Here is an 11960-nt window from a genome sequence, read left to right as displayed (position 1 = left end):
AAAAAATGGACAATGCCCATCAGGAACTGGAAGGCTGCCCTGAACCGCTTTATGATCGAATTTGAAGACCGCTTGGCGGACTATATTTAACCTTGGCAGTTACACAGAATTATTTACAGGGTCAAAACAAACGTTCTATCATGGCTTCAATGGTCTGGGTCTCGGCACTGCAGGCCTTGTAGCTGCGCAGTCCCATCATCTGTATTTGCAGATAGCGAGCCAGCTCGGTCGTGGAGGTCTCTGCTGGTAGCTCCCCGTTAGCCCGCGCTTGATCGAGTAAGCGGGTAAAAAGCTGCTCGGTTTCCGCCAGGCGAAGCTTCGCCTGTTCGCAGAGCGCCACTTCCTTGCCCTGTAGCTCTACCGCAGTCTTGACCAGCATGCACATATTGCTCGGCGGACTGTGCTGTTGGTCGAGCAGCGCCTGCCGGAAAAAGGCTTGGAACCCCTCCAGTACCGAGCCATGTTGTTGAATCAGCGATTGCAGCCGCGCTGCCATCTCACCGGCGTAGTAATCGAGTGCCTCGCGATACAAGCCGGCTTTGCTACCGAAGGCGGCATAGATGCTGCCGGGGTGCATATTGATCACCTGCTGCAGGTCGCGGGTGGAGGTGCCCTTGAAACCTTTCTGCCAGAACAGCCGCATGGCGCGGCTGACCACCTCCTGGCGATCAAATTTTGCAATATTGACCATGCCGGCCCCCGAAATATTTTGATCCGCCAAGTATATCCCGGTCCTGTTCCCGCAACCAAAGCCGCCGGTGAACCGCTTGGGTAGCTGCGAACAGGCCTCTTGGCTATGGGCTGGTAGCCGCCCGCCTGCCGGAGGGCGGTTACCGGCCGTTGTCGCTTAGGCGAAACCGGCGAATCGCTCATCCAGCGGCGTGTCTGCCAGGTGGTTGATGTAATTGCTCATAACCTTCTGCGCGATGCCCAGTACGATCTCCAGCAGTTGCTTCTGGTTGTAACCCGCATTGTAGAACCGGTCGAGCTGCTCGGCACTCAAGATGCCACGTTCGCGCACCAGAGCGAGGGTGGTGTCGTGCAGCACCTGCAGTTTTTCCTTGGGCATCGGCTGACGTTCGCGCAGTGCTTCGGTCAGCTGGTCGTCGACTTTCATCATCTGCGCAATGGCGGCATGGGCCGGCACGCAGTAGTGGCAGTTGTGTTCGACGTTGATGGTCTGCCAGATCACCGTGAGCTCTTCCGCGTCGAACGAGCTGTTCTGAAACAGGGTATGCAGTTGCTGGTAGGCCTCCAGTACGACGGGAGACTCGGCCATCACCCCATGCAGGTTGGGGATGCTGCCGAAATTCTGAATCGAGCGCTCCAGTAGGAGTTTACTCTCCGCGGGGGCGGAGTCGAGGTCATGGATTTCGAAGTGGCTCATGGGGTGTTTCCTGATTGCTGGGGGTTTGGATGACTGGCTTGAGCAAGTGCTCAATATGGGGTTAATCTAGCTTGGATTGAGCAAGTGTTCAAGTTGATGGCAGTGCACGGATATGGACATTGAACCGGCAGCAGTTAGAAGACAGGTTGAATCTGCGGTGGGTGGAATGGTCTATCTGCGTTACTGTGCAACAGACTGTAAGAATCCGCGGTCTGTGACGACTACTGAATAAAGCCTGCCGGAAGGCGTGCACAAATTTCGCAAACAGGAGTAAACCATGCTGGCCACCCTACCGTTGCTCGAGGTCACCGACTTTCCCCGAATCAAACGTCAGAGGACCGAGACGCTGCAGGTTAATCTAGGGTATCGCTGTAACCAGAGCTGTGTTCATTGCCATGTGAATGCCGGGCCCCATCGCAGCGAGATGATGGCGCCGGAGACCTTGGCGTTGATTCCCGAGGTGTTGCAAAAGCGTGCCATTGGCACGCTGGACCTCACCGGCGGTGCGCCAGAGATGCATCAGGGTTTTCGTGATCTGGTGCGCCAGGCGCGCGCGCTGGGCGTGCGGGTGATCGACCGCTGCAACCTGACCATCCTGTTCGAGCCGGAGCAGGCTGGGCTGGCCGAGTTTCTTGCCGAGCAGGGCGTCGAGGTGGTCGCCTCCTTGCCCTGCTATTCGTTGGAAAATGTTGATAAACAGCGGGGCAAGGGGGTGTTCGACAAGAGTATTACCGGTCTGCAGAAACTGAACGCCTTGGGCTATGGCGATGAAGCCTCCGGCCTGAAACTCAATCTGGTCTATAACCCTCAGGGGCCCTCGCTACCGCCATCCCAGCAGGCGCTGCAGGCCGACTACAAGCGCGAGCTGAAGCAGCATTTTGGCATCCGGTTCAATGAGCTCTATGCGCTGGCGAACATGCCGATCAAGCGGTTCGGCTCGATGCTGATCTCGAAAGGGCAGTTCGAACCGTATATGCAGCTGCTGAAGGACAACTACACGGCTGCGAATCTCGATGGCGTCATGTGCCGCTCGCTGATCAGCGTGGACTGGCAGGGTAAGCTGTATGACTGTGACTTCAACCAGCAGCTGGGTCTGGCAGTGGCCGGCAAAACCCGGCACCTGCGCGATCTGCTGAATGAGGATATGGCCGGTAAAGCGATCTGCGTAGCGGACCACTGTTATGGCTGCACCGCGGGGCAGGGCAGTAGCTGCGGCGGAGCCCTATAGGGAGATCTGATGATGAAGAAAGGACTGATTATCCTGGCGATCGTACTGATGGTGGGGGCCTTTTTCCTGTTCGACCTGGACCGCTTGCTGACCCTGGAGGGGGTCAAGTCGGGCCTGGGGCAGTTCGAAGCCTGGCGGGCCGAAGAGCCCCTGTTGATGGGCGGGCTGTTTTTCCTCTTCTATGTCGCGGTGACGGCGCTGTCGTTGCCGGGCGCGGCGGTGATGACCCTGGCGGCCGGCGCACTGTTCGGCCTGCTCTGGGGGACGCTGCTGGTCTCCTTCGCCTCCAGCCTGGGTGCATTGCTGGCGTTCCTGGTCGCCCGCTACCTGTTGCGCGACAGCGTCCAGTCCCGCTTTGGCAGCCGGCTGAAGGCGATCAACGAGGGCGCGGCGCGGGATGGTGCGTTCTATCTGTTCACGCTGCGGCTGGTGCCGGTGTTTCCGTTCTTCCTGATCAACCTGCTGATGGGGCTGACGCCGATTCGGGCGACCACTTTTTACTGGGTCAGCCAGGTCGGCATGCTGGCCGGTACCCTGGTGTACGTCAACGCCGGTACCCAGCTGGCGCAACTGGATAGCCTGGCCGGCATCCTGTCACCGGCGCTGCTGTTCTCCTTCGCATTGCTCGGCCTGTTCCCGCTGCTGGCCCGCAAGGTCCTGGCCTGGGTTCAGCGTCGCCGGGTCTACGCCCGTTGGCAGCGGCCGGCACATTTTGATCGCAACCTGGTGGTGATCGGCGCCGGCGCGGGCGGCCTGGTGTCCGCCTATATCGCCGCGGCGGTGAAGGCCAAGGTCACATTGGTGGAAGCACAGAAGATGGGCGGGGACTGCCTCAATTACGGCTGCGTACCGAGCAAGGCGCTAATCAAGAGCGCCCGCTTGGCACACCAGATGCGCCACGCCGACCGCTATGGCCTGCAGAGCACCACGCCCGGCTTCTCGTTCAAGCAGGTGATGGCGCGGGTGCATCAGGTAATCAAGGCGGTAGAGCCGCATGACAGCGTCGAGCGCTATACCGGGCTCGGTGTCGACGTGGTGCAGGGCTACGCGCGGATCGTCGACCCCTGGACCGTCGAGATCAAACGCCATGACGGCCAGCTGCAGCGGCTGACCACCCGCAGTATCGTGATCGCCACCGGCGCCAGCCCGATCGTGCCGCCGCTGCCGGGTATCGAGCAGACCGGCTATGTCACCAGCGATACGCTCTGGGAAACTTTCGCCCAGCGTGAAGAGAGCCCCAAGCGGCTGGTGGTGCTCGGTGGCGGGCCGATCGGCTGCGAACTGGCGCAGAGCTTCGCCCGGCTCGGTTCCGAGGTGGTGCAGATCGAGCGCGGCCCACGTTTGCTGGGACGGGAAGATGAGGATGTCTCGGTGTTGGCCGAACAGTCGTTGCGCGCCGACGGCGTCCAGGTGTTGACCGGCCATACGGCGCTGCGCTGCGAATGCGACGGCGATGTCAAAACTATCGTCGTCGAACATCAGGGTACCGAAACGTCGATCGAGTTCGACGATCTGCTCTGTGCGGTCGGCCGTCAACCCCGGCTGGACGGTTACGGCCTGGAGGAGCTGGGTATCGAGACCGACCGCACGGTGGTCACCAACGCCTATTTGGAGACCCTCTATCCGAACATCTATGCGGTCGGCGATGTGGCCGGCCCCTATCAGTTCACCCATACCGCCGCCCATCAGGCCTGGTACGCCGCGGTCAATGCGCTGTTCGGCAATCTGAAGCGCTTCCAGGTCGATTACCGGGTGATCCCCCGCACCACCTTTATCGATCCCGAGGTCGCGCATGTCGGCCTCAACGAGCAGCAGGCCAGGGACAAGGGGATCGCGGTCGAAGTCACCCGCTATGGGCTGGACGATCTGGACCGGGCGATCGCCGACAGCGGTGCGCATGGTTTCGTCAAAGTGCTGACCGAACCGGGCAAGGACCGGATTCTCGGCGTCACCATCGTCGGTGAGCATGCTGGCGATCTACTGGCCGAGTTCGTGCTGGCGATGAAGCATGGTCTGGGGCTGAACAAGATACTCGGCACCGTGCATGCCTATCCGACCTGGGCGGAAGCGAACAAGTACGCCGCCGGCGAGTGGAAGCGGGCACACGCGCCGCAAACCCTGCTGAACTGGTTGGCGCGCTACCACCGCTGGCGGCGAGGTAAAGGCGTGCCGAGCGACACTCGCCAGCCTGCGGGCTCCTCGGGCTCGGACAGCAGCGAGCCCTTCGACTCGAAGGTTGGAAGCTGACAAAGATGCCAAAACCGCTATCGATTATCGTGCCGATGCTCAATGAAGCGGCGGTGCTGTCCGAGTTGCTGGAGCATCTACGGTATTGGCAGCCGCGTGGCTGTGAAATTCTGCTGGTGGATGGCGGCAGCAGCGATGGCTCGGCGGATATCGCCGAAGCGGCCGGTTTCCGGGTGGTGCATGCCCCGCGCGGCCGGGCACGGCAGATGAATGCCGGTGCCGAGGAGACGCAGGGGGAGGTGCTGCTGTTTCTGCACGCCGATACCCGGCTGCCGCAGGAGGCCGACCGGCGACTTCTGGCGGCGCTGCAGTCGGGCGATAAACAGTGGGGCCGTTTCGACGTGCGGCTCAGTGGTAATGCCGCGATGCTGCCGCTGATTGCGACGATGATGAATCTGCGCTCGCGACTCAGCGGCATCGCCACCGGCGACCAGGCGATCTTCGTCCGCCGCCCGGTGTTCGAGCAGGTCGGCGGTTTCCCCGAGCAGCCGTTGATGGAGGATATCGAGCTGTCGGCCCGTTTGAAGCGGTTCGGCGCGCCGCTCTGCCTGCGCGATCGCGTCCTCACCTCCGGCCGCCGCTGGGAGTCCCGCGGCGTCTGGAAAACCATCCTGCTGATGTGGCGGCTGCGCTGGGCGTACTGGCGTGGCGCGGACCCGGCCCGGCTGGCACAGCTGTATCGCTGAGCGGGCGGCCGGTTTTTTAAGGTCGGCAAAAACTGTAAGAAACCGCAGGGTGCCGCGACTAAGAAGCGATGGCGAACGTGCCTGCCGTTAACAATAATCTCTGTCGGATGCCGGAAACCATGGATTATCAGCTTTCTGCTCTGGTCGCACTGGTGGCGATCATCTCGCTGTTTCTATCACGCAAAGCCGCCCGCGAGGGCGAGTTTTTTCGGGGCCAGTCGCCGGACGGCCAGGCGCCGGGCCTGATCACCCTGGTGTTCTCCCAGGTGACCACCTGGATCTTTGCCCGCTCGCTGCTGAACGCGGCGATCCTGGGGTTCTATTACGGCATCTGGGGCACCCTGGCCTACGGCGCCTACTACCTGTCGTTCCTGACCGGCGGCCGGATCATCGACCAGCTGCGTTTCGAGCGTGGCTATGGCAGCATCCAGGCGTTTCTGGCCGACCGCTTTGGGCGCTGGGGCACCGGTTGCTACAACTTCGTGATCGGCGTGCGGCTGGTCAGCGAGGTGTTTGCCAACCTGCTGGTGATCGGCATCCTGTTCGGGGTGGCCGGCAGCCAGTCGTATACCCTGGCGGTGCTCGGCCTGGCGCTGGTAACTCTTTGCTACTCGATGCTGGGCGGATTGCACGCCTCGTTGCGCACCGACCTGTTCCAGATGCTGATCTTCCTGCTGGTGCTGATCCTGCTGCTGGCCATCGTCGGTTTTGGCGGCCACTTCGGCAGCGAACTGCTGGCGTTCAAGCCGTTCGTGATCTCCGAGCCGGGGCCGATCCTGCTGCTGGTGGCGCTGTTGCAGATCTGGAGCTACCCGATGCACGACCCGGTAATGATGGATCGCGGTTTCCTGGCGGATCGCGAAACCACCAGGCGCAGCTTCATCCATGCCGGTTGGATCAGCACCCTCTGTATTCTGGCGTTCGGTTCGTTGGGGGTGATCGCCGGCGCCAACGCGCTGGCCGGTGAATCGATGAACCAGGTGCTGAGTCGCTTGCTTGGCGAGTTGCCGATGCTGCTGTTCAGTGCCTCGCTGGTGATCTCGGCGATGTCGACGCTGGACAGTACCCTGTCCAGCGCCGCCAAGCTGACGGTAGTCGATATGGCGCTGCTGCCGGCCGGCATCCGCAACGGCCGGCTGGCGATGGCGCTGTTCATGCTGCTCGGGGTGGGGCTGGTGTTTGTCGGCAACAAGGACCTGTTCAGCGCCGTTGCGGTCAGCGGTACGGCATCGATGTATCTGGCGCCGGTGATCTTCTTCAGCCTCTGGGGCAACCGGCGAGATATCCCGCTGTGGAGTTACCTGGCCAGCTTCGCGCTGGCGATCGGCGGCGCGCTGCTCTATTTCACCGAATCATCCGGCTATACGGCGCTGCTGGGCGACAGCCACAAGTACACCAAGCTGTTGTGGATCTCCGCGACCGTACTGGTGGTGGGCTGCCTGATGTTCTGGCTGGGTGGGCTGAACGCCGCCAGCCGTGAGCGTAGCCTGATGCAAACACAGCCGTAACGGAGTGGCGGGATGGAATCGGTGATCGACCTGGGCGAGCTGAACGGTCCGGTACTGCTGTTCGGCGGCCCCTACAGTAACCTGGCGGCCAGCCAGGCGATGCAACTGGAGGCCCGCCGGCTGGGGATCGCGCCGGAGCGGCTGATCTGTACCGGCGATACGGTGGCCTACTGTGCCCAGCCGGCGGAGACGGTGGAGTTGATCCGCCGCTGGGGGATTGCCGTGGTGATGGGCAACTGCGAGCAGTCGCTGGCCGAGGGCGCGCCGGACTGCGGCTGTGGTTTCGAAGCGGATAGCGCCTGTTCGTTGCTGTCCGTCGGCTGGTATCGCTATGCCAGCCAGCGGATCAGTGAACCGCAGCGCCGCTGGATGGCGGGCCTGCCCCGCCAGATCCGCTTCAAGCTCAATGGCCGACGCTTCCTGGTGGTGCATGGCGGGGTCGAGCGGATCAACGAGTTCCTGTTCGCCAGCAGCTCCGCCGTGCAGAAACAGACTCAGCTGGCGCAGGCTGCTGCCGATGTGGTGGTCGGCGGCCACTGCGGTATCCCTTTCGGCTCCGCTCTGGAATCGGGCTACTGGCTGAACAGCGGGGCTATCGGCATGCCAGCCAATGACGGCACCCCCGATGGTTGGTACCTGCTGCTGACCCCGCAGGCGGACCGTATCGAAGCCAGCTGGCATCGGCTGTCGTATGAGGTTGCCGCAAGCTATCAGGCGATGCTCGAAGCGGGTCTCTCGAACGGCTATGCCGAGGCGTTGCAAACCGGCTTATGGCCCAGCATGGATGTCTTACCGGAGGCGGAAAAATGTCGGGCGGGGCAGCCTCTTCGGCTGGAAACGCTGATCATCTGATCCCGAAACCAGCCGTCGCCGGTTGCTGCAGGGCTGGGCGTATCAGCCCGCTACTAAGAGGCCTGTCGTAGCAGCCCGCTCTGAGGGCGACGCCTGCTGGCGGTACCGGGTCGGTCGCGGTCGGAGCCCGCTGCTACGGGGCCCTGTCGTAGCAGCCCGCTCTGAGGGCGACGCCTGCTGGCGGTACCGGGTCGGTCGCGGTCGGAGCCCGCTGCTACGGGGCCCTGTCGTAGCAGCCCGCTCTGAGGGCGATACCTGCTGGCGGTACCGGGTCGGTCGCGGTCGGAGCCCGCTGCTAAGGGGCCCTGTCGTAGCAGCCCGCTCTGAGGGCGATGCCTGCTGGCGGTACCGGGTCGGTCGCGGTCAGTCGCGGTCGGAGCCCGCTGCTACGGGGCCCTGTCGTAGCAGCTCGCTTTGAGGGCGATACCTGCTGGCGGTACCGGGTCGGTCGCGGTCAGTCGCGGTCGGCGCCCGTTGCTACGGGGGCTGTCGTAGCAACCCGCTTTTATGCCCGCGGGTGCCGCGGGCGACAGGCTGCTGGCAGCGATCTCAACGTTATGGCCATCCGTTAATTGCCCGACGCTATTCGGTCGTACAGATCCGGCCGGAACCCCTCGGCGGCAACCTGCTCGATATCGTCGCCGGACCACTGCCGGCACTGCTGCATCTGCCTTAACAGGAAGGCCGCGTCGGCCGGGTCGGGTCGGTTATTGAGATGGAACTGCGGCATCAATGGCAGGATGCGCTCCGGTTCCAGCAGGCCGGCCAGCCGGTCCAGGTAGGGTGGTAAAGTCAGCAGCTCCAGTGCCTCGGCGCGGTGGGCTGGCTGGCCGAGCCAGTCGCAGGCCCGCTTCAGCGCCCGCAGCAGGGCCAGGTGGCTGTTGGGATTCCGTTCGGCCCAGCTGCGGGTGACGGCAAACACCTTTTCACAGAAGTTGGGCCAGATCTGCTCGCCGGTGGCGACGATCCGGCCGCTGCCGCGCTGTTCGGCCAGGCTGTTCCAGGGCTCGCCGACACAGTAGCCGTCCAGCTCGCCGGCTTCCATCTTTTCCAGCATCCGGTTGGGTGGCACGGCGCTGAAGCAGAGGTCGTTATCCGGCTCCAGCTGGTGCTGTTCCAGCCAGCTACGCAACTGGTAGTGGTGGCAGGAGTAGGGGTAGACGGTGGCCAGATGCAGCGACAACTGCTCCTCGCGGATCGCCAGCCGCAACGCTTCGCCCAGCGGCAATTGGTAGGATTCCAGCCGCTGGCACAGGGGCTCCGACAGGGTGATGGCGTTGCCGTGCCGGCTCAGTACCAGGCCGGTCAGCATCGGCACCGCCGGCGCGGCCAGGCCGAGGCTGGCGGCCAGCGGTAGCGGCGCCAGCATCGAGGCACCGTCCAGCAACCCCCAGCTGACCCGGTCGCGAATATTGGCCCAGGAGTGCTCCCGCACCAGGATCACATCGAGCCCCTCGTCGGCAAAGAAGCCCCGTTCGCGGGCGATAATCAGCGGGGCGCTGTCCAGTAGCGGCAGGAAGCCCAGTTTCAGGGTGGTGGTTTCCAGCATCGGGTTGCCTCTCATGGTGGGGTCCGGTTAGCGCTTGGCGTTGTCGAGCAGGTTTTCCAGGGCATCGATCACGTGACGGGCCACGTCGACCAGTTTCTGGCCACGGTCCATCGCCAGCTTGCGCAAGGTTTTGTAGGCCTGCTCCTCGTCCCAGTTCTGGTGTTTCATCAGTAGCCCCTTGGCGCGGTCGATCAGCTTGCGCTCCTCCAGCTTGTCGAGTGCCTGGTCGCGTTCCAGCCGCAGCTCGTTGAAGGCGTTGAACTGGGCGATGGCGGTATCGAGGATCGGCTTGACCCGCTCCGCCTGTACGCCGTCGCTGACGTAGGCGCTGACGCCGGCGCGGATCGCCTCGCCGATGGTGTCGGCCGGCTGGCCGGTTTCGGCGAAGAACACGATCGGCCGCGGTTCGGTACGGCTCATCGCCGCCATACTGTCCAGCGTGTCGCGGTCCGGCCCGTCCATATCGATGATCACGATATCCGGCTGCAGTTGCTGCACATGGGTGCTCAGGGTTTCAGCATTGGGCAGGGTGGCGACCACCCGGTGGCCCAATGCGTGCAGGGCATCGGTCAGGGTACGGATGCGGCCCGGTTCAGTGTCGATTAGCAGTACGTCCAGAGGCATGGTTATCTTTCTTATGTTTTTTTATTGCGTAAGCAGTTTGGGACGCCTGGTCGAGGCGCCATATAAATAGATATAGCAAAAGGCGTTCCAACTGATTGGTCGGTCGGCGACAAGGATTGGCACGGCATCTGCATTACTACTTCTGTCGGGCGGCTCCGGTGCGCATCCCGGGCCCGTTAAGAAAAACAAGAAGAACCGGAAGAACAACAACAGACGACATGGCAATGGTGCCCGCATCTGCTCCCTGGGGAGCGGGGCGGGCATTTTTTATTGCCAGGATGCTAATCGCAACCGAGGAAAGAACCCTATGAAAACCACCTGTCCCTACTGCGGCGTGGGCTGCGGGGTGGAGCTGAAGGTTACCGGCGACACCGTTGAGACGGTCTGCGGCGACCGCCAGCACCCCGCCAACCGGGGCCGCCTGTGCATCAAAGGTTCCAGCCTGCATGAGACCCTGCAGTCGCAGGGGCGCTTGCTGCATCCGATGGTGGACGGTCGCCGGGCCAGCTGGGATGAAGCCCTGAATCGGGTCGCCGACGGCTTTCGGCGCACCATCGCGGAGCACGGCCCGGACTCGGTGGCGCTCTATCTGTCCGGTCAGCTGCTGACCGAAGACTATTACGTGGCCAACAAGTTGATGAAGGGGTTTATCGGCAGCGCCAATGTCGATACCAACTCGCGGCTCTGCATGTCGTCGTCGGTGGTCGGCTACAAGCGGGCGTTCGGCACCGACACCGTGCCGGTCTGCTATGAGGATCTGGAACTGGCCGACCTGCTGGTGTTGGTCGGCAGCAACGCCGCCTGGAACCACCCGGTGCTGTTCCAGCGGATGCAGGCCGCCAAGCAGGCCAATCCGCATATGAAAGTGGTGGTGGTCGATCCGCGCCGTACCGCCACCTGCGAACTGGCCGACCTGCACCTGCAGATTCGGCCCGGCAGCGACAGCCTGCTGTTCAACGGCCTGCTGGCCTGGCTGGCAACGCAGGATGCGCTGGATACCGCGTTCATCGACCAGCACTGTGAAGGCTTCGACGTGGCCTTGGCGGCAGCCCGCAACGAGGCCGGAACGCTGGAGCGACTGGCCGAGACCTGCCGGCTTAACCCCGAAGAGCTGCTGACCTTCTTCGGCTGGTTCCGTGCTCACGAACGCAGCGTCACCTTCTATTCCCAGGGGGTCAACCAGTCCGCCAGTGGCGCCGACAACGCCAATGCGATCATCAACTGCCACCTGGCCACCGGCCGGATCGGCCGGCCGGGCATGGGACCGTTCTCTATCACCGGCCAGCCCAATGCCATGGGCGGCCGCGAGGTCGGCGGGTTGGCCAACCAGTTGGCGGCCCATATGGATTTCAGCACGCCGGGCGCGATCGACCGGGTCGGTCGTTTCTGGCGGGCAGGTAATATGGCGCGCCGGGAGGGATTGAAGGCGGTCGAGCTGTTCCAGGCGATCGAACGCGGCGAGATCAAGGCGGTCTGGATCATGGCCACCAACCCGGTGGTCAGCATGCCGGATGCCGACCGGGTCAAGCGGGCGCTGGCAAATTGCCCGCTGGTGGTGGTGTCCGATTGCAGCGCGCCGACCGATAGCGGCCAGTTGGCCGATATCCTGCTGCCGGCCACCGGCTGGAGCGAGAAGAACGGCACTGTAACCAACTCGGAGCGGCGTATCTCCCGCCAGCGCGGCCTGCTGCCGCCGGCCGGCGAGGCGCGCCACGACTGGCAGATCATCAGCGAGGTGGCGCGGCTGATGGGCTTCGGCGCCGCCTTCGATTACCGCTCGCCGGCCGAGATCTTCCGCGAACATGCCCGGCTGTCGGCGTTCGAGAACAACGGCACACGCGATTTCGACATCGGCGTGCTGGCCGACCTCAGCGACGCC

General features: G+C 63.2%; 9 protein-coding genes and 1 pseudogene. 6 read left to right on the top strand and 4 right to left on the bottom strand.

Annotated features, from left to right (window positions below):
* Positions 1–121: 121 nt before the first annotated feature.
* Complete coding sequence (locus K6T12_RS17945) at positions 122–691, bottom strand: TetR/AcrR family transcriptional regulator (RefSeq protein ID WP_222224255.1); 570 nt, start codon at positions 689–691, stop codon at positions 122–124.
* A 156-nt stretch (positions 692–847) separates the two neighbouring features.
* Entirely contained in the window at positions 848–1387 is a 540-nt protein-coding gene (locus K6T12_RS17940; RefSeq protein WP_222224254.1) for a carboxymuconolactone decarboxylase family protein, read from the bottom strand.
* A 277-nt stretch (positions 1388–1664) separates the two neighbouring features.
* Here K6T12_RS17940 and arsS point away from each other — a divergent pair, with 277 nt between their 5' ends.
* The 5 genes from arsS (at position 1665) to K6T12_RS17915 (ending at position 7908) form a co-directional block, all read left to right on the top strand.
* Positions 1665–2615, top strand: a complete 951-nt coding sequence (gene arsS / locus K6T12_RS17935; RefSeq protein ID WP_222224253.1) for an arsenosugar biosynthesis radical SAM (seleno)protein ArsS — start codon at positions 1665–1667, stop codon at positions 2613–2615.
* Between the two features lie 12 nt (positions 2616–2627).
* Positions 2628–4862 carry an FAD-dependent oxidoreductase gene (locus tag K6T12_RS17930; protein ID WP_222224256.1) on the top strand — a complete coding sequence of 745 codons (2235 nt, stop codon included), beginning with the start codon at positions 2628–2630 and terminating at the stop codon, positions 4860–4862.
* A gap of 5 nt (positions 4863–4867) precedes the next feature.
* A complete protein-coding gene (locus tag K6T12_RS17925) occupies positions 4868–5548 on the top strand; it encodes a TIGR04283 family arsenosugar biosynthesis glycosyltransferase (protein WP_222224252.1) in 681 nt (226 codons plus the stop codon).
* A 119-nt stretch (positions 5549–5667) separates the two neighbouring features.
* Complete coding sequence (locus K6T12_RS17920) at positions 5668–7056, top strand: sodium:proline symporter (RefSeq protein WP_222224251.1); 1389 nt, start codon at positions 5668–5670, stop codon at positions 7054–7056.
* 12 nt (positions 7057–7068) lie between these two features.
* Entirely contained in the window at positions 7069–7908 is an 840-nt protein-coding gene (locus tag K6T12_RS17915) for a metallophosphoesterase family protein (RefSeq protein WP_222224250.1), read from the top strand.
* A gap of 568 nt (positions 7909–8476) precedes the next feature.
* Here the strand turns inward: K6T12_RS17915 and K6T12_RS17910 are convergent.
* Positions 8477–9472: a CmpA/NrtA family ABC transporter substrate-binding protein gene (locus K6T12_RS17910; protein ID WP_222224249.1), complete on the bottom strand. Its 996-nt coding sequence runs from the start codon at positions 9470–9472 to the stop codon at positions 8477–8479.
* 12 nt (positions 9473–9484) lie between these two features.
* Positions 9485–10081, bottom strand: a complete 597-nt coding sequence (locus K6T12_RS17905; RefSeq protein ID WP_222224248.1) for an ANTAR domain-containing response regulator — start codon at positions 10079–10081, stop codon at positions 9485–9487.
* Positions 10082–10388: 307 nt separating this feature from the next.
* Here K6T12_RS17905 and K6T12_RS21885 point away from each other — a divergent pair.
* Positions 10389–11810 (top strand): annotated as a pseudogene (locus tag K6T12_RS21885) (molybdopterin-dependent oxidoreductase); the annotation flags it as partial.
* Positions 11811–11960: the final 150 nt, after the last annotated feature.

Source organism: Marinobacterium arenosum, assembly GCF_019795155.1.
GTDB lineage: Bacteria > Pseudomonadota > Gammaproteobacteria > Pseudomonadales > Balneatricaceae > Marinobacterium_C > Marinobacterium_C arenosum.
Note: the sequence above shows the minus strand (reverse complement) of the source record. Positions and strands in the feature narration are given on the sequence as shown.